Below are 18,315 nucleotides of genomic sequence, written 5' to 3'. Positions count from 1 at the left end.
CGCCGAGCGGCGACTAGTACGCCGGCTCCTCCCAGCCCGGCCACCAGTCGGGCATGTCCACGCTGGGACGCAGCTTCCATTGCGGCGGTCGCTTCTCGAGGAACGCGGTCACTCCCTCTCCCGCGTCCGCCATCGACCCGGTCTGGGCGATGGCCACCGAGTCGACACGGTGGGCGTCCATCGGATGCTTCGCGCCGAGCATCCGCCACAACATCAGGCGGGTGATGGCAGCAGACACCGGGGCGACGGCGCCGGCCATCTCAGCGGCCAGCGTGTACGCCGCGGGCAGCAGATCGTCGGGTTCGTGGACGCTGCGGGCCAGGCCGGCCTCCAGCGCCTCCGACGGCGGGAAGACCCTGGCGGTCAGGCACCACTCGAGGGCACGGGAGATACCCACCACCCGAGGCAGGAACCATGCCGACGCGCCGTCGGGGACGATCCCTCGGGCCCCGAAGACGAACCCCATGCGCGCCGTGGTGGACAGCAGCCGCACGTCCGCGGGGAGGGTCATGGTGGCGCCGACGCCGACCGCGGGTCCGTTTACCGCGGCGATGATCGGCTTGGCGCAGCGGAACATCCGGGTGGTGACCACGCCGCCGGTGTCGCGATGGACCCGTTCCCCGCCGGTTTGGGAGCCGCCGGCGAAGGTCGCCGCCCCCGCTCCCAGGTCGGCGCCGGCACAGAACCCCCGACCCCTCCCGGTCAACACGACCACCCGGATGTCGTCGTCGGCGTCGACGCGGTCGTACGCGTCGACCAGTTCCTCCGCCATCACAGCAGTGAACGCGTTGAGCCGGTCCGGGCGGTCGAGGGTCAAGGTGGCGACGGGCCCGTCGACGGAGAGATCGATCTGTTGGTAGTGCACGATCGCCAGTCTGACCCCTTATCGTGAAGCCATGCCTCGAAAGTCCGAGACCGCGGGAAGACCCAAGCGCAGCAAGGCTTCGTTTGTTGTCGTCGCCAACCGCCTGCCGGTCGACCGGTCCATCGGGCCCGACGGGCGGGAGGAGTGGCGCACCAGCCCAGGGGGTCTGGTCGCCGCGCTGGAGCCGGTGCTGGCCCAGAACTCCGGCACCTGGGTCGGCTGGACCGGCGCGCCCGACGACAAACAGCCGCCGTTCGAGGCCGACGACTTGCGCATGGTCCCCGTCACCTTGTCCGCCGACGAGGTGGCCGACTACTACGAGGGTTTCTCCAACGCGACGCTGTGGCCGCTGTATCACGACGTGACCGCACCCCCGGTCTTCGAGCGGCGCTGGTGGGACGCGTACCGGGAGGTCAACCGCCGGTTCGCGGCGGTCGCCGCCGAGGAGGCGGCCACCGGAGCGATCGTCTGGGTGCAGGACTACCAGCTGCAACTGGTGCCCGCCCTCCTCCGAGCCGAGCGACCCGATCTGCGGATCGGGTTCTTCAACCACATCCCCTTCCCCGGCTACGAGCTGTACTCCCGGCTGCCGTGGCGCACACAGGTGGTGGAGGGGCTCCTCGGCGCCGACCTGATCGGCTTCCAGCGCCGCGACGACGCGTCGAACTTCCTCCGGGCGGCCCGGGTGTTGACCGGCGCGACCACCCGAGGGTCGGTGATCGAGGTGGCGCCTAAGGACGGGGCGCCGGGACGCCACCTGCGCGCCGCTCCTTTCCCCATCTCCATCGACACCGCCGGCTTGGAGGCGCTTTCCCGGCGGCCCGACGTGGTCGGCCGGGCCAACGAGCTGCGCAGCGAACTCGGCAACCCCTCCACCGTGCTGCTCGGCGTCGACCGCCTCGACTACACCAAGGGGATCCTGCACCGCTTGCGGGCGTACGGGGAGCTGCTCGACGACGGGGAACTCGGTCCGCCCGGCACCGTGCTGATCCAGGTGGCCAGCCCGTCGAGGGAACGGGTCGGCGAATACCAGAACCTCCGCGACGAGGTCGAACTGATAGTCGGCCGGGTCAACGGCGACCACTCCTCGGTCGGCAACCCGGCGATCCACTACCTGCACCAGTCGTTCCCCAAGGAGGAGATGGCCGCCCTGTACCTCCTGGCCGACGTGATGCTGGTCACCCCGCTTCGCGACGGCATGAACCTGGTGGCCAAGGAGTACGTCGCGTGCCACCACGATCTGCACGGGGCGCTGGTCCTGTCGGAGTTCACCGGCGCCGCCGACGAGCTGCGCCAGGCGTTCCTCGTCAACCCCTACGACATCGACGGCATGAAAGACGCCATCCTGGCTGCGGTGCGGGCCACTCCAGTCGAGCAGTCGAGGCGGATGCGCCCGCTGCGCCGGCGGGTGATCGAGGCCGACGTCCACCACTGGGCCAACACCTTCCTCGGCGCGCTGGACATGGTGACCACCAGCTAGACCGGGGCGGCGCTGGGTAGGAGAAGGGAATGCAGACCCGCACCCTGTCGTCGCTCACCGTCTCCGCCATCGGCCTCGGCTGCATGGGCATGTCGGAGTTCTACGGTGAGGGCGACGACAACGAGTCGATCGCGGTCATCCACCGGGCCATCGAGCTCGGCTGCAGCTTCCTCGACACCGCCGACATGTACGGCCCGTTCACCAACGAGCGCCTGGTCGGCAAGGCCATCAGCGGCCGGCGCGACCGGGTGCAGCTGGCCACCAAGTTCGGCAACGAGCGACGCGAGGACGGTTCGCGCGTCGGGGTCAACGGGCGCCCGGAGTACGTGCGGGCGGCCTGCGACGCGTCGCTAGGGCGCCTCGGCGTCGACCACATCGACCTGTACTACCAGCATCGGGTCGACCGAAGCGTCCCGATCGAGGAGACCGTCGGCGCCATGGCCGAACTGGTCGCGGCGGGCAAGGTCCGTCACCTCGGCTTGTCAGAGGCCTCCGCGGCGACCATCCGCCGGGCCCACGCGGTCCATCCGATCACCGCCCTTCAAACCGAATACTCCCTTTGGACCCGGGACGTGGAAGCCGAGATCCTGCCGACGGTGCGCGAGCTTGGGATCGGGTTCGTCGCCTACAGCCCGCTCGGGAGAGGGTTCCTCACCGGCCGGTTCACCAGCGCCGACGCGTTCGGCCAGGGCGACTTCCGGTCCCATCACCCCCGCTTCCAGGGCGCCAACCTCGAGGCGAACCTGGCGTTGGTGGAGCGGGTGAAGGAGCTGGCCGCCCGCAAGGGCGCCACCGCCGGGCAGGTCGCGCTCGCCTGGGTCCTGGCCCAAGGCGACGACATCGTGCCCATCCCGGGCACCAAACGCCGGGCCTACCTCGAGGAGAACCTCGCTGCGCTCGACGTCACCCTCGACGCCGAGGACCTGGCGTGGATCGACGCCAACATCGACCGTCCGGCCGGCGAGCGCTACGCCGACATGAGCACGATCGACACCTAAGCGCCGCCGGGGCGGGCGATGCCTAAGCGCCGGTGGGCGGGCTCGCATCGCGGGGCGCGCCGCGGCCGGTGCCCGGGTCGCCATCCATGGCAGTTTGGAGAGACGCGACCTCCTTGCGGAGCCGGGCCACCTCCACCTCGAGGGCCATGATCCTGACGATGCCCGCCAGGGTCACTCCCTCACCGGCCAGCTCGACGACCCGTTCGGCGCGATGGATCTCGTTGCGGCTGTAGCGACGCTGCCCGCCGTCGGTGCGCGCCGGCTCGACGACCCTCTCCTCGTCGAGGCGGCGCAGGTAGGACGGCGCCACCCCGAGGAGCGAGGCCACCTGCCCGACGGTGTAGAGCGGGGCGTCGTGATCATCGAGGCCGAACGCAGACATCAGCCCACCTCCTCGGCAGGGTCAAGGAAAATGACGGCTCGGGCCTGACCGCCGCGGCTCGGCCGGCCGGCCGGCCGCCAACGCGACGACGCCCGGGCGGCCGGCGCATCGCAGCCACCCGGGCGCCGCGTGCCTGAGCGTCGATCAGGCGTCGATGGCGACAGGGGCCTTGCCGGCGTTGATCTCGATGCGGCGGGCCTTCGCCTGCTCCGCGACGGGCAGCTCGAGGCGGAGGACACCGTCGGTGTAGGACGCGGCGATGTGCTCGGTGTCGAGCCCGTCGGCGAGGAACACCCGGCGCTCGAAGGATCCGTACGGGCGCTCCTCGATCAGGCTCTGGGTGTTCTCGTTGTGACGGATGCGGGTCGCCTTCACGGTGAGCACGTCGTGCTCGACGGTGACATCGATGGCGTCGGGCGCCATCCCTGGGAGGTCCATCTCGACGACGAAGCGGTCACCGCTGCGGTACGCGTCGAGCGGCATCGCGCTCGGCCGCGCCGGCGTGCCGAACACCTGCTGGGTCAGTCGGTCCAAGTCACGGAAAGTATCGGTGCGCAACAGCATCGCGGGCTCCTTTCTTGAACTTCGTTGCTGTACCTACATGCTACCCGATCAACAGGAAAGTTACAACCCAAGTTGCAGGTTTTATGTCCTTGCACGTGAGGTCACGCCCCACCGCTGGCCTCTGGGAACATGTGTTCGATACGCTGACGGTGTGCAGGGCGACCTTTTCACCCTCGGGGCCGTGGGGCCCCGCCCGGACCAGCCAGTCGAGCGCGTCGAGCTAGGGGCCGGCGCTTGGGTGGAGGTCAGCCGATCGTGGATGGGCGGCGCCGACGAGGTGCTCGAGTGCCTGGCCGGGACCGTCGAGTGGCGCCAGCGCCGGCGGCGGATGTACGACCGGGTGGTCGACGAGCCGCGCCTCACCCGCTGGCATCGAGCCGGCGACGCGCTCCCCCACCCGGCCCTGGCCCAGTTCCGCGACGAGATGACCGTCCGCTACCGGGTGCGCTTCGGTCCCCTCGGCCTCAACTACTACCGCGACGGCTCCGACAGCGTGGCCTGGCACGCCGACCGGGAGCTGCGGCACCTAGACGACACGCTCGTAGCCATCGTCACCTTCGGGGCGGCCCGCCCGTTCCTGCTGCGCCCCGCCGCCGGCGGCCCGTCGCGCGACTTGCGCCCCGGCAGCGGCGACCTGATCGTCATGGGCGGCGCGTGCCAGCTGGGATGGCACCACGCGGTGCCCAAGGTGGCGGCGGCCGGGCCGCGCATCAGTGCGTCTATCCGCTGGGCGAGGTCGTAGTCGGGATCGGCAGGGTGGTCGCGGTCGTCGTTGGGGCCGTCGAGGTCGGCGTCGACGAGGCGCCGAGCAGGCCCTGGGCCTGGTTGACCAGCTGCTGGGCCTTGGCGACGTCGGTGGCGTAGCCGGCCAGGTCCCCGTTCTTGAGGGCTGCCTGGGCTGCGCTGAACGCGGCCTGGGCCTGGGCAAGCAGACCCTGCGCGGTGGACCCCGACGGGGCGCCGGGCACCGTGGTCGCCGTCGACGACGGCGTCGTCGTGGTGGTGGTGGTCGGGGTGGAACCGGTCCCGGTGCCGCCGGAGGTGCTGATCGGCGTGCTGGGCGCCTTGGCCGCCGCGGTGTTGCAGTACATCGCGAACGGGTGGGTGGTGCCGTCCGCGTTGGTGACGTTGCAGAGGGCCTTGTCGAGCGACGCGTTGCCGGAGTGGAACGCCGTCGAGTCGTAGACCACCACGACGTCGTGGAGCGTCGGGACCGGGTTACCGGTCGACTCGACGTAGATCGGCTCCACGTAGAGGAGCGTCTGGTTGATCGGGATGGCCTCCACCTGGCCGAGGACCACCTCGGAGCCGCCCTGGTTGAGAAGGGTCAGCTCGCTGGAGATCTCATTGTTGGACCGGATGGCGTTGGTGATCAACGCCGGACCGTCCACGTTCGCTCCGGGGATGGTCTCATACACCTGCAACTGCGGCGTGCCGTTGTTGGTCATCGACGCAGTCATGAACGCGGTCAGGTTCTGCTGCTTGTCGGACTGGGTGAGCGCCACGTAGGGCTGCAGGGCCATGAACGTCAAGCCGCCACTCCCGCCGCTGCCGCCGCTGCCGCCGCCGGTCTTGGGCGACTGGGCCAGCAGGTACTCCGGGTCGAGGCGGGGGATGGTCGGGATGTTGATCGTGCCGTTGGCGTTGACGCTGACCGCGGCGCCCGTCGACGTGCTCGACAGCTGCCCGCTGCCGGGGTCCTGGCTGATGGCCCACGCCTGCGCCTGGGTGTAGAAGTCGCTCGGCTTGGCCAGGTGGTACCGGCCGAACATGTTGGTCTGAACCCGGAACAGGTCCTCGGGGTAGCGCCAGTGGCTGGTGATGCCGGGGATCAACTTCTCGGCCTGCGAGACCGGCGTGAACAGGTCGGGGAACGCCCGCTCGTAGACCTGGATGATCGGGTCGCTCGGCTGCATCACGAAGAACCGCATCTTGCCGTTGTAGGCGTTGATCACGACCTTCACCGAGTTACGGACGTAGTTGAAGGTCCCCGACAGGCCGCTCGCCTGGGGTACCCGTGACGTGTTGGCCAGCTGGCTGTAGGGGTAGTTGGCGGTGGTGGTGTACGCGTCTTGGATCCAGTACACCTGGTTGTTGAGGATCACCGGGTACGGGTCGGCGTCGTACTTGAGGAACGGGGCGGCCTTTTGCACCCGGTCGGACACGTTGCGGATGTACATGACCCGCGACGACGAGGTGATCTGACCGGAGAGGACCATGTTGGGGTCCCCGAAGCGCAACGCGAACGCCAGGCGGCGGATGATGCTCCCCGCCGGGACGCCGCCGCTGCCGGTGTAGGTGGTGCTGATCTGGTTGTTGGTCTTCGGGTCCTGGTAGTCCAGCTCGGGCTGCTTGGACCCGGCGACGACGTAGCTGCCCGGCGACTGCTGCCCGTAGCCGTAGTAGATCTGCGATCCGCTGCCGGTGTTGAGCGACGGCTGGCTGCCGGCGGCGGGCGGGATGTTCTGCAGCGAGAACGCCGGCGTGCCGTCGGCGTTGACCCCGGCCTGGCCGGCGGGGGCCACCACCGCCCCGTACCCGTGGGTGTACTCGAGGTGCTGGTTGACGAAGCCGGACGGGACGCCGCCGGGGTTGAGCTCCCGGGCCGACACGATGGCCTGGGTGAGCTGCCCGTTGATGTCGTATCGGTCGACGCTCAGCTTGTTGAACTGGTAGTAGTTGCGGATCGCCTGGAGCTTGTCGAAGGTGTTGACCACCTGGTTGGGGTCGAGCAGGCGGATGTTGGCGATGGTGTCCTGGTTGAGCTGGCTGTCGTTGATGTCGGCCGGGGTCAGCTGGGCGTTGCCGGCGTAGTTCTTGGTGACCCCGACGTCGGTGGGTGTCAGGGCGTACGCGGCCTGGGTGGCGTCGATGTTGCGCTGCAGGTAGGGGGCCTCCCGCGTCAGCTCCGAGGGGCTGACCCGCAGCGCCTGGTACAGCGCCGGGTACACCGCGCCGACCAGGATCAGCACCAACAACCAGAGCGCGACCGCGACCGCGGGCAGGGTCCATCCCTTCTGGCGGACGTTGACGATGAACAGCACCGCCGCCAGGATGGCGATGACCATCAACAGCTGCTTGGCCGGGGCGTCGGCGTGGACGTTGGTGGCGGTCGCTCCGTCGACCACGTGGTTGGTGGAGAGGACCAGCTCGAGGCGCTGGAAGTAGTAGTCGACCGCCTTGATGAGCGCCAGGACGGCGAGGAGCACCGACAGGTGGGTCTTCACCGCGTTGCTGACCCGCTGCCCGGTCCCCTGGAAGCGGATGCCGCCGTTTAGGTAGTGGGAGACGGCGGTCACGATGAGCACGACGACCACCGCGACGAAGAACCAGTCCAGCAGGAACTTGATGAACGGGAGCTGGAAGACGTAGAAGCCGACGTCGCGGTGCCACTGCGGGTCGGCGGTGTGGAAGCTGACGTGGTAGCGGAACAGGTCCCAGTTGTTCCACTGGCTGTTGGCACCAGCCCCGGCGAACACCGCGAACACCGCGGCGGTGATGAGCCGCACCAGACGCCCCCGCGGCGCGACGGCCTCCCGGTAGCGCGCCACCAGCTCGTCTTCGGGACCCGGGCCGAGGATCGCCGGCGCGACCCGGTCGGCGACGGTCAGACTGGCCAGCATCATCACGAAGAACACCGCGATGAACACCGCGGCCAGGAACACCTTGGTCAAAAGCACGCCGCGGAACACCGACGTGAAATGGACCTCCTGGAACCACAGGTAGTCGGTCCAGAACCGGGCCAGGCTTCGCAGCGAGATCAAGCCGATGATGACGACCAGCACCGCGACGAGCAGGCTGATGCGCAGCCGGCGTGATGCGACGGGAAGGCGGCGGGGCATCTCGGCGGGTGTGCGCATGCGGACGGCGACTCTATCGGCGGGGCCCGCGCCCCGACCATCGGGGCGCCAGGCAGGTGGCGCTGACTACAGCGGCGCGCCGACGCCGGGACGGGTCAGGCGGGCCCTTCGGGGCTGAGCAGGCACCGGCACCCGGCATGGGCGGGCGGGTGCAGCTGACCGGTGGGGAACGGCTCGCCGCGGGGCAGGAGCCCGGCCAGGGCGTTGTCGTCGCAGTCCGGGCAGGGTCCGTCGGTGTCCTCGACTACCCAGCGCAGCCGGGTCGTCGGCGGCACCGCACGGTAGGTCCCCTTGGAGAACGCGGTCGCCACCGCGTCGAGGACCGCAGACTCGACCCGTTGGGTCTTGCATTCCCGGTAGACGGCGCCGATGGCCTCGACCAGCACCGCCTGCTCGTCGGCGGCGTTGTCTCGGATGGCCTCGCTCAGCCGGCGCCGCAGCGGGATCACCAGGTTGGCGGCCAGCTCGTCGGCCACCTCCGCGCTCAGCGGGGCCAGGTCGTCGCCGGCCTCGACGCCGGCGAAGGTCATCCCGGCCCGCACCGCCTGGTCGAGGAGCTGGCGGGCGGCGTCTGCGACCCGGCCGGTGTGCTCCGGCTGGTCTGGTAGCAGCGCAGCGGCCCGCGGCGTCCCTCGCACGCCGCGCAGCTGGTCGAGCAGCTCGTTTTGCTCGTCTTGCAGGCTGCGCTTGAGCTTTTTGGTCAGCCCGGCCTCGATGTCGCCGACGAGGGCGTCGCGTCGTTGCAGCAGCGCCTCGTCCTCGTCGCTGCGTAGAGGCTCGAGGCCTTCCTCGACGCCGGCGACCGCCGCGCCCCCGCCTGTGGGCTTCAGCGGCTGGTCAGGGGCCTCTGCCAGGCTGCCGGCGGGGTGGGCGGCGACAGCAGCCTGGTCGGGCGCCGCGCCTGGCGGACCGGCGACGCCGGTCGGGGCGTCTTGGTCGGTCGGGACGCCCTCGAGCACCTGGCGTGCGGAGTCGACCGACGCCTGGCGGCTGGTCCGGATCCGGTCGAACAACCCCTCGACGGCGCCGGTGGGCTGACCGGCCGGGGACCCGACCTCCAGGTCCTCGGGGTCGGACCCGGGGCTCGGCTCGGTCCGCTCCTCGAGCGCTTCGGTCGCCGTCTCGCCCTGGGCGGCCGCTTCGGCCGGGGCGACCGCTTCGGCCGGGGCGGCCGACTCGTCGCCGTCGGCTGCCTCGTCGCCGGCCAAGTCGTCGCCGGCCAAGTCGTCGACGGCCAGCTCGACGGGGGGTTGGCCGCCGGCCGCGAGCCGCCCGCCGGGGATCGACCGGAGGACCGGCGCCCCGGCCGGGCCGCTGTCGTCTCGGGCGGAGGTGTCAACGGCCGGCGTGGGGGCGGCGGAGCGCAGCACCCGTACCCGCTCGATCCCGTCGTCGGTGACGGTGACGGTGTCGCCGGACCCCCTTGACCAGGCGACGGGCCCGGCGGGCGAGGATGAGCCGGTCGCGGGGCGGCCGGGCCCCGGCCCGGCCGCGTCAGGTCGGTTACCTCCCCGCTGCCACGCGACCGGGCCCGGTCCGGGGTCAGGGGTGCGGGATGTTTCCCCCGTAGAGGCGGGCGCCGCGGCCGGGGCCGGTCCCGGGGCGGCGGCGCCGCCGGGCTTGGGGGCGGCGTCGGTGTCCGGCCGGCCAGTCGCGTCGCTCGAGGCGTCGGTGACGTCGGTGTCCGCTGGTTTGTCGGGGTGGCCGGGTCCGGGACCGGCCGGCTTCGGGCTGGGGTCGCTGCTCCCGGGGGTTTCGGGCCGCTCCTGGTCCAGCTCCGCCTCCGCTCGGCGGCCGGCGTCGTCGGCTGCGACCCTGGCCTCGGCGTCGGCCCGCTGCAGCTCGTCGTGGACCTCCTCGAGGGTCCGGCGCACCACGGCGTAGGACTCGAGGAGCCGCTCCCGCCCGGCGCGCAGCTGTTCGATCTGCACCGTCGCGACTCGCCTCCGGCGGGACAGGTCGCCGAGGATCTTCTCCCTGACCGCCTGCGCGCCCTCGACGGTGAGGCGCCGCTCCTGCTCGGCTTGGGCCTTGACGCCCTCGGCATCGACCCGGGCCTTGGCCATCAGCTGCTCGGCCTCGGCTCTGGCGGCGCGCACGATGTCCTCGGCGATGGAGCCGGCCTCCTGGCGGGCCCGGGCCAGCAGCGTCTCGGCTTCCTGGCGCATGTCCCCGGTCGACTGGCGGGCCTCGTCGACGATCCGCTCTGCCTCCGCCGCCGCCCGGCGACGAAGGTCCGACGCCGCCAAGCGGGCGGCGCGCAGCACGTTGGCCGTCTCCTCCCCGACGAACGCGACGATGCTCTCCTCGTCGAGGGGCTCGCGTTCGGCAGCGGGGGCGGGCTGAGGCGCCGGCGGGGCGGGCGGAGCCGGCGCGGGGGTCTCGTCGATCTGGCGGTGCAGGGCCCGCACTTCGGACGCCACCTGGTCGAGGAAGGCCCGGACCTCGTCTTGGTCGTAGCCTTTGCGGACCACCATGAAGCCGCGCTGGGCGATCAGGTCGGCAGCCAGGCGGGGCCTGGAGCTTCCACCGTGTGTCACGTCGCCTGTCATTTTCACCAGAGTAGATGGCCGCCGGGTCCCTGCAGGCGGACGTTGCTCAGTTCGGCGCGACCGCCGGGAGACGGATCGTGAAGGTGGAGCCCCGGCCCGGGCTGGAGGTGCACGACACCGACCCGCCGTGGCTTTCGACCACTCGGCGGACCAGGGCCAACCCCAGGCCGAGGCCGCCGTAGGAGCGCGTGTCGGACTCGTCGCCTTGGGTGAACTCACCGAACGCGCCGGCCCGCTCCTCGGCGGTCATGCCCTTGCCCCGGTCGCTCACCTCGATGTCCACCCACCCGCCCGCGTGAGGCTCGCCGTTGCCGGCGGGGCGGGCGCTGACCCGGACCCGTCCCCCGCCCGGCGAGAACTTCACTGCGTTGTCGATCAGCTCGTCGACCGCGAGGGCGACCCAGCGACGGTCCGCCACGACCGGCGGGGTGCCGCGGGCGACGCGGCGCAGAAGCTCGGTTCCCTCCGGCATCCGCTCCCGCCACCCGCCGGTGACGTCGTCCACCAGCTCGCGCACGTCGAGCGGCTCGGGGCGCAGCAGCACCCGGCCGGCCCCGGAAGTAGCGAAGAACTCGAGCATCTCCACGATCCGCACCAGCCGTTTGGCGGAGCGGAGGATCTCCTCGTGCCACGCCGCGGCCCGTTCGGCGGGCACCGGCCGGCGGACGAGGATGTCGGCGTAACCGAGGATCCCGGTGAGAGGGGTACGCAGCTCGTGGCCGACCCGGGAGAGGAACTCGGTCTTCATCCGCTCCAGCTCGTGCTCCCGGCGCAGGTCCCTTAGGACCCAGACCGCGCCGGCCACCTCGCCCGCCGGCCCGTGCAACGCGCCGGAGGACACCGCGACGGGCACCGCCGGCCCTCGAACCGGGCGCAACGTCGCGATGACCGCCCATCGGGCGGGGCCGGGACGGGTCATGCCGGCGTCGAGCGGGGCGCCGCCGTCGTCTCTCAAGTCGAGCAGCTGCGCGGCGGGGGCGCCGAGCGCGTCGGCGGCGAGCAGCCCGGTCAGTTCCTCGGCCGCCCGGTTGAAGTCGGTGATCCGCCCCCCGGCATCGAGGGCGACGAGCGCGTCTCCCATACCGGCGACGACCGCCTCGAGGCGGTTACGCAAACGGGTTTCGTCGTCGGCGGCGCCTTGCAGGGCGATGGTCTGCTCCTCGATCGCCACGACCATCGAGTCGAAAGCGGCGCCGAGCACCCCGACCTCGTCGTCGGTCTCGAGGCCGGCCCTGGTGGTCGTGTCGCCTGCTTGGACCCGCTTCGCCGCGGCGGTCAGGGTGCGGATGCCGACGGTGATGCGATCGCCGATGAGGGCGGCGAGGACCAGGGCCAGGGCGGTGCCGCCGAGCGCGATGAGCGACAGGGTCCGAAACAGCCGGTCGCGCGCCGCGGCCAGCGCGGTGGACGGCAGCGAGAGGATCAACGACGCGGCCGGGTGGCCGGACGCGTCGGGGACGGGCTGCACGCTCAGCACCCGTCCCCCCGACGCGCGGGTGGTGGATCCCTGCGACATGGCGCCGAGGGCGAGCGCTTCGAGCGCGGCGCCGCCCGGCTGCGGGCCGGCGGTGGCCACGACCGCGGCGGGGGTGGCCAGCGCCAGGGACACGCCCGACTCGACGTCGAGGCGGCCGGCTAGGTACGCGGAGTCGAGGGGGCGGATGCTGATCACCGTGCCGAGGAGGCGGTCCTGGCCGGCCAGGCATTCGGGGTAGGCGGCGGCGACCCACGCCGAGGTGCCGGTGACCACGACGCTGCCGTGGCCGTCACCGGAGCAGCGTTGCCCGACGATCAGGGGGTCGCGCAGCACCGCCGGCACCGGAGACGCCTGCTGGCGGGCGGTGCTGGCGACGACCGCACCGCTCGGGTCGGCGTACGCGAAGCTGCCGAGGGGATATAGACCGGTGACCTGGCGCAGCCGGTCGGCGAGGGCTGCTGTGGCCGCCGCCGGCGATGCACCGGCACCGATCTCGACGAGCGGGTTCGGCGTCGACGCCCGGAAGTAGCCGGCCAGGTCGGCGGCGACGAAGCGGGCGTCTTTGACCGCGGTCGCCGACAGGCCGGCGACCTGCCCTACCTCGGCTCGGGCCTGGCTGGTCACCTGGTCGAGCTCGTTGCGTTGCACCGACGAGGTGATCACCGATCCGAGGGCCACGGCCAGGACCAGCACCACCAGCAGCAGGGTGGAAGCTGCGCCGGCCGCGACCGCGGCGGCCACCGAGAGCCGGGCCGCGCCGAGCAGCGCCACCGCCACCGTCACCCCCCCGACGACGAGGAGGGCGTCGACCGCCCCGCTGGCCAGCCCGGCGATCTCGCTCAAAGCAGCCGCGGCGCCGACCAGCGCGCCGAGCTGGAGGGCCAGGCGGGTGCGCTCGCCGGCAGCCCACTGGGTGCTGCCGGCGAGCAGCGCCGCGGCGCCGACCAGACGACCGACGCTGAGCGCGTCGTGCGGGTTGGTCGTCACCAGGCCCGACCCGTGGAGGAAAGCCACGGTCCCGATGGCCAAGAAGCCGGCCGCCAGGGCCAGCCGCCCGGGTCCCCGCCGGGCGGCGATCTGGCCTCTCAGGGCGACTAGGACCAGGCCGGCGGCGGCCACCACCATGGTGACGAGCTCGGCGGCGAACTGGGACTGGGCGGTGGTGGTCGACATCTCCCGGTGGCCCGCCGTGGGTGGCGCGGCCGGTTCATTCTGCCGGAAACACCTCTCCGGTCCGTGGCTGGGTCACTGCCCGCCCTGCCCGCCCCCGGTCAGGGAACGGTCGTCGGCGGCGTAGTCGTGGTGGTGGTGGATGGGACCTTGGACAGCCGGCCCAGATTGCCGCCTAGATGCTCGAGATCGGCGAGCGCCCCGTTCAGGGAGGTCACCGGCACGATCTTGAGGGAGTTGCCCGCTTCCCGTTTGGCGGTGGCGTACTCCGCCGCCGGCACGAGGAACACGTCGGCCCCCGCCCGGCGCACCGCGATGGTCTTTTGCGCCACGCCGCCGACGTCGCCGACCGTCCCGTCGGGCGCGATGGTGCCGGTCGCGGCGACCGCCTTGCCGCCGGTGAGCTGACCGTTGGAGAGGGTGTCGAGCAGGCCGAGGGTCAGCGCCAGGCCGGCTGAGGGCCCGCCGATGTCGCCGACCTGGATCGAAACGTTGAAAGGCAGCGTGTAGGTGAGCTGGGTCTGCGTGCCGACGCCGAGGAACGCCTTGCTCGGGTCGGCCGGCGACGCCGGGTTGCCGTCGGCGGCCGGCTCGGCCGGCGTCCCCGACAGCGTCGCGGTCAGGGTTTTGGTTGACGACGTGGCGTTGGGGCCGGGGCGCTTCACCGTGATCGTGACCTTGTCGCCCGGGTGGCGGGAGTGGATGGCGTCGACCAGATCGGTGTAGGTGTGCACCGCGGTGCCGTCCAGGGCGGTGATGACGTCGTTGCACTGCACGCCCGCCGCGGCCGCGGCGGAGCCCGGCGACACCTGGACCACCAACGCTCCCAGGTCGTTCTCCTTCACCGGGTAGCCGAGGCGTTGCAGGGCGGCGACTGTCGCGTCTTGGGTGGAGCCGGTCATCTGCTGCGCGTCGAGGCACCCGAGCTGCGACGGCGGCGTCGTGCCGAGCACCGCGCTGGCCGGTACCAGCTGATTGCCTTTGTGGAACGTGTTGAGCAGACCCAGCTTGTGGAGGACGAAGTCCACCGGGGACGCCGGGCCGACGAGCACGTCGACCATGAACAGCCTGCCGTCGACCTGATGGGCCTTGTCGCCCGGGATGATCAAGCGAGCGCAAGGAGCGCCGGTCGGCAGCGTCAGGTTGGTGCTCGAGGAGTTTCGGACCTTGCAATCCGGCGAGGCGGTCACCGCGGGAGCGGTCCCGGGAGCGAACTCGTAGTAGCCGTTCGCATCGTGGTTGATGACCGCCGCCCCGCCGGCCAGCAGCAGCACCAGGACCCCCAGCGCTCCGAGCAGCCTCCATCGACGGCGGGAGCTGCCGGTTCCAGACCACCGCCCGGTGGTCTCCGCCACCCACGCGCCGGCGTCGACGAGGCGGGCGCCGGGCCGGCCGGGGCCGCGCTCGATCAGCTGGCGGACCCGCAGATCGTGCTCGGGGCGACGGTCCGACAGGACGGTCAACGCGATGGGCTGCGCGGCGCTCTCCTCGACGGTCGGCCACCAGGCCGGGCTGTCGGGCCGCCCGGCCAGGACGATGCTTTCCACGCCGCCGGCGGCGAGGGTCCGGCCCAGCCCGGCCGACCCCCACGCCCCGGTCCCCGGGTTGGGCAACACCGGCTCGCCGCGGCGGGGCTCGATCGCCGGGTCGGTGGGCGGCGGCGGGGCGCCGGGAGGCGCCGACCACACGTGCACCACGCGGAAGCCGGCGTCGCGGGCCACCGCAAGCGCGGTGCTCAGCCGCTGGAAGATGTCCGGATCATCGGGACTGGGCGGGACGACGTCGACCAGGACCAGCGCCTGGCGTGACGGGTCGGTCATCCGCGGCGCGCCTGGCGCGCCGGGGCGGCACCCGTGGGGGACGGTTCGCTGAGTAGGCTCGATCGGGTCGTGGTCACGCGTGATCTTCCGTGCCGGTGCGGCTCTCGCCGTCAATGTCTGGTGGCTAGCAAGCCGGGCCAGCCTGCCACGGGCGCACGTCTTCGGGGGGGCACACGCCCGACGGTGGCCACGCAGAGAAGGAGAGCGCCGCGATGAGCACTACAGACGACGGCCAGTGGCCCAAGGCGCCGCCGAGCGCTCCCGTCTGGGCGCCGCCCGCGACCAGCGACCGGGGTCCCCTGCCCCGCCCGCCCGCGGCGCGCCCGACATCGGAGAGGTCGATCCCCGAGACCCCGGCGCCCGGCGGGGTCCCCGCCGGCGGGGCGACCATGACAGGGGACCGTTCGCCCCGGCCAGCCGCTAGCCCCGGCCCCGCCGGGCGCCAGGTCCGGGTCCGGGTGGTGGAGCGCTTCGCGTGGCAGCGGGTGCACCAGCAGACCGGTCCGTGGCGGCGGGCCCGCTCGGGGATGGTGCTGCTGGTCAGCGCGCTGATCATCGGCGCCGTGGTGGGCGGAGCGTTGAGCTCCATCGTCTGGGGTCTCTCGGTTGCCATCCACCACGCCAGCACCAACTGACCCTGCGGTGGTCCGCCGGCGGCGTGAGGTGGCCCTGGCCGGTCACCTCGGCGACGCCGACACCGCCCGGCGGGCGCTTGTCGACCCGGCGCCGGCGGTGCGGGCCACCGCGCTGGGGGCCATGGCCCGCTTGGGACAGCTGACCGCTTCGGCGTGGCGGTCCGGGCTGCTCGACGAGGCCCCCGAAGTCCGCCGGCGGGCCTGCGAGCTGGGCGTCGGCGTCGGCCCCGGCGCGCTCGGCGAGCTCGTGGAACGCCTGGCCGACACCGACGCCAGCGTGACCGAGGCGGCGTCGTTCGCCCTCGGGGAACTCGGCGCTGACGCCTCCCCCGCGGTGGCGGCGCTGGCCGGCGTCGCCGGAGGCCACGACGATCCCCTGGCCCGGGAGGCGGCCGTCGCCGCGCTCGGCGCGATCGGCGACCCGGGCGGCCTCCCGGCGATCCTGGCCGCGACCACCGACAAGCCGGCGGTGCGGCGCCGTGCGGTGCTGGCCCTGGCCCCCTTCGACGGGCCCGAGGTCGACGCCGCTTTGGCCCGGGCGCTCGAGGACCGAGACTGGCAGGTGCGCCAAGCAGCAGAGGACCTCTCGGGCGGTCCCGCGGGGACCTGAGCCCGCCGGGACGACCCTCGGGTACGGCCCTTCCGGGGCCGGCCCCTCCCGCCCCGGGGCGCGGCCCGCCGACCGCTACATGAAAAGCGGTTACATGAAAAGCGGTTACATGAAAAGCGGTTACATGAAGAGGTCTTTGACCGCGTCGAACTCCTCGAGGCACTTGCCGGCCCCGAGCACCACGCACTCGAGCGGGGCGTCGACGAGGTGCACCGGCAGCGCCGTCTCCTCCGCCAGGCGCCGGTCGAGGCCGGAGAGCATCCCGCCGCCGCCGACGAGGTGGATGCCTTGGCTGATCAGGTCCTGGGCCAGTTCCGGCGGGGCGTTACCGAGGCATCGGACCACCGAGTCGACGATGGCGCCGGTCTGCTCCTCGATGGCCTCGCGGACCTCCTCGGGAGCGAGGATCACCGTCTTCGGCAGGCCGGTCATCAAGTCCCGGCCCCGCACCTCCGCTTTGACCTCGTCGTCGGTAGGCCACGCCGAGCCGATCGCCACCTTGATCTCCTCGGCGGTCCGCTCCCCGATGGCGATGCCGTACTCCCTGCGGACGTAGGTCTGGATGGTGGCGTCGATGTCGAAGCTGCCGACCCGGATGGCCTCTAGGGCCACCACCCCTCCGAGGGAGATCACCGCGGTCTCGGTGGTGCCGCCGCCGATGTCGACGACCATGTTGCCGAGCGGCTCGTGGATGGGCAGACCGGCCCCGATCGCCGCCGCCATCGGCTGCTCGATCAGGTAAGCGCCGTTGGCGCCCGCGCCGCGAGCCGCCTCCTCGACGGCGCGCCGCTCCACCTCGGTGATCGCCGACGGTACGCAGATGAGCACCCGCGGCCGGTTGAACCTCGACACGCCGGCTCGTTGAAGCAGCAGCCGGATCATGCGTTGGGTGATGTCGAAGTCGGTGATCGCCCCTTTGCGTAGGGGCCGCACAGCGACGATGTAGCCCGGCGTCCGCCCGATCATCTGCCACGCCTCCTGGCCCATCGCGAGAACGTCTTGGGTCCGGGAGTTGAGGGCGATGACGGTGGGCTCGTTGAGCACGATGCCCCGCCCCTTCGAGTAGACGAGGGTGTTGGCGGTGCCGAGATCGATGGCGAGGTCTCTAGCCAGTGCCGGCCTCCGTGGTCGGCTCGGGCTGGGCGTCTACGACGGTCTGGACCTGGCTGCGCCGAGCCGCAGGCCTGGTCGGTGTGGCGACAGACTGCCGTTTGGGGGAGGTGGCGCTCGGGGCGAGCGCCCGCAAACCGCGGTGGAACGACTCCATGTTGGCTTCGACGGACTTGGGTTTGCGCTGCCGCAGGACGATGATCATGATCAGCACGACCATGAGCAGCACCGCGCCGATGAGGTACATGAGGTTGCTCAGCACTACGCCCGACGCCGCGACCGTCACGATCCCACCTCAGTGATGTGCCGGGCGCCGGTGCCCCAACCGGCCCCGTCCTGCCAGGTCTCGTGCTTCCAGATCGGGATCGACTCCTTCAGGGTGTCGATGGCCCAGCGGGCCGCATCGAACGCCTCGCCGCGGTGGGGAGCCGAGACCGCTACCACCACCGACGCCTCGCCGACAGCCATCTGCCCGGTGCGGTGCCAGAGCACTATGCGCCCCAGCCCGGGCCACTGGCTGCGGGCCGCGGCGGCCAGCCGGGCCAGCCGGGGCTCCACCTCCTCGGTGTAAGCCTCGTAGTCGAGTGATGTGACGCCGCTGCGTCCGTCCGCGTGGTCGCGCACGGTGCCGGTGAAGACCACCTCGGCCCCGCACCACGGCCGGCCCACCCAATCATGGGCAGCCGCCACGGGCAGGGCCTCGGCGGTCAGCGCCACCCAGTCGTCGCCGTTGCCTGGTTGCTCCACGCCCCCAACGATACGGCCCCGGCGGCCGCCGCGTGGCCGACCGGG

15 protein-coding genes are annotated in these 18,315 nt (G+C 72.1%); 5 read left to right on the top strand and 10 right to left on the bottom strand.

Annotation, left to right across the window (positions count from 1 at the left end):
• Window positions 1-13 precede the first annotated feature (13 nt).
• Window positions 14-865 (bottom strand): enoyl-CoA hydratase-related protein, encoded by an 852-nt coding sequence (locus K6U06_RS12130; RefSeq protein WP_262322197.1) that lies wholly within the window; start codon window positions 863-865, stop codon window positions 14-16.
• 31 nt (window positions 866-896) lie between these two features.
• Between K6U06_RS12130 and K6U06_RS12125 the strand changes: the two genes are divergently transcribed.
• Together K6U06_RS12125 and K6U06_RS12120 are read left to right on the top strand one after the other, a co-directional pair.
• On the top strand, window positions 897-2,345 hold the full coding sequence (locus K6U06_RS12125) for a trehalose-6-phosphate synthase (RefSeq protein ID WP_262322196.1): 1,449 nt from the start codon (window positions 897-899) through the stop codon (window positions 2,343-2,345).
• A gap of 29 nt (window positions 2,346-2,374) precedes the next feature.
• Complete coding sequence (locus tag K6U06_RS12120; protein WP_262322195.1) at window positions 2,375-3,343, top strand: aldo/keto reductase; 969 nt, start codon at window positions 2,375-2,377, stop codon at window positions 3,341-3,343.
• Window positions 3,344-3,365: 22 nt separating this feature from the next.
• On the opposite strand, the gene K6U06_RS12115 is transcribed toward K6U06_RS12120, so the two are convergent.
• Both K6U06_RS12115 and K6U06_RS12110 read right to left on the bottom strand, forming a co-directional pair.
• A complete protein-coding gene (locus tag K6U06_RS12115) occupies window positions 3,366-3,725 on the bottom strand; it encodes a MerR family transcriptional regulator (protein WP_262322194.1) in 360 nt (119 codons plus the stop codon).
• A gap of 144 nt (window positions 3,726-3,869) precedes the next feature.
• The gene (locus tag K6U06_RS12110; RefSeq protein WP_262322193.1) at window positions 3,870-4,289 is read right to left on the bottom strand and encodes an Hsp20/alpha crystallin family protein; all 420 of its coding nucleotides are present in this window, start codon (window positions 4,287-4,289) and stop codon (window positions 3,870-3,872) included.
• A 151-nt stretch (window positions 4,290-4,440) separates the two neighbouring features.
• Here K6U06_RS12110 and K6U06_RS12105 point away from each other — a divergent pair, with 151 nt between their 5' ends.
• Window positions 4,441-5,031, top strand: a complete 591-nt coding sequence (locus K6U06_RS12105) for an alpha-ketoglutarate-dependent dioxygenase AlkB (protein ID WP_262322192.1) — start codon at window positions 4,441-4,443, stop codon at window positions 5,029-5,031.
• Here the strand turns inward: K6U06_RS12105 and K6U06_RS12100 are convergent.
• The 4 genes from K6U06_RS12100 to K6U06_RS12085 form a co-directional block, all read right to left on the bottom strand.
• A complete protein-coding gene (locus tag K6U06_RS12100; protein WP_262322191.1) occupies window positions 5,009-8,149 on the bottom strand; it encodes a UPF0182 family protein in 3,141 nt (1,046 codons plus the stop codon). The genes K6U06_RS12105 and K6U06_RS12100 overlap by 23 nt on opposite strands.
• Before the next feature lie 95 nt (window positions 8,150-8,244).
• A complete protein-coding gene (locus tag K6U06_RS12095; RefSeq protein WP_262322190.1) occupies window positions 8,245-10,701 on the bottom strand; it encodes a DivIVA domain-containing protein in 2,457 nt (818 codons plus the stop codon).
• 46 nt (window positions 10,702-10,747) lie between these two features.
• Window positions 10,748-13,351 carry an ATP-binding protein gene (locus K6U06_RS12090; RefSeq protein ID WP_262322189.1) on the bottom strand — a complete coding sequence of 868 codons (2,604 nt, stop codon included), beginning with the start codon at window positions 13,349-13,351 and terminating at the stop codon, window positions 10,748-10,750.
• 98 nt (window positions 13,352-13,449) lie between these two features.
• Window positions 13,450-15,168 (bottom strand): PDZ domain-containing protein, encoded by a 1,719-nt coding sequence (locus tag K6U06_RS12085; protein WP_262322188.1) that lies wholly within the window; start codon window positions 15,166-15,168, stop codon window positions 13,450-13,452.
• 212 nt (window positions 15,169-15,380) lie between these two features.
• On the opposite strand from K6U06_RS12085, the gene K6U06_RS12080 reads away from it, so the two are divergent.
• Window positions 15,381-15,803 (top strand): hypothetical protein, encoded by a 423-nt coding sequence (locus K6U06_RS12080; protein ID WP_262322187.1) that lies wholly within the window; start codon window positions 15,381-15,383, stop codon window positions 15,801-15,803.
• Window positions 15,775-16,413 (top strand): HEAT repeat domain-containing protein, encoded by a 639-nt coding sequence (locus K6U06_RS12075; RefSeq protein ID WP_262322186.1) that lies wholly within the window; start codon window positions 15,775-15,777, stop codon window positions 16,411-16,413. Before K6U06_RS12080 ends, K6U06_RS12075 begins: the two co-directional genes overlap by 29 nt.
• A 120-nt stretch (window positions 16,414-16,533) precedes the next feature.
• On the opposite strand, the gene K6U06_RS12070 is transcribed toward K6U06_RS12075, so the two are convergent.
• From K6U06_RS12070 to K6U06_RS12060, 3 genes are read right to left on the bottom strand one after another with little or no spacing between them, the layout of a single operon-like run.
• Window positions 16,534-17,526, bottom strand: a complete 993-nt coding sequence (locus K6U06_RS12070; protein WP_262322291.1) for a rod shape-determining protein — start codon at window positions 17,524-17,526, stop codon at window positions 16,534-16,536.
• Window positions 17,519-17,809 (bottom strand): hypothetical protein, encoded by a 291-nt coding sequence (locus K6U06_RS12065; RefSeq protein ID WP_262322185.1) that lies wholly within the window; start codon window positions 17,807-17,809, stop codon window positions 17,519-17,521. The genes K6U06_RS12070 and K6U06_RS12065 overlap by 8 nt, the downstream gene beginning before the upstream one ends.
• A complete protein-coding gene (locus K6U06_RS12060) occupies window positions 17,806-18,270 on the bottom strand; it encodes a molybdenum cofactor biosynthesis protein MoaE (protein WP_262322184.1) in 465 nt (154 codons plus the stop codon). Before K6U06_RS12060 ends, K6U06_RS12065 begins: the two co-directional genes overlap by 4 nt.
• Window positions 18,271-18,315 lie beyond the last annotated feature (45 nt).

The organism is Acidiferrimicrobium sp. IK (genome assembly GCF_025499425.1).
GTDB lineage: Bacteria > Actinomycetota > Acidimicrobiia > Acidimicrobiales > Palsa-688 > Acidiferrimicrobium.
This window is presented reverse-complemented; position numbering and strand designations above follow the sequence as displayed.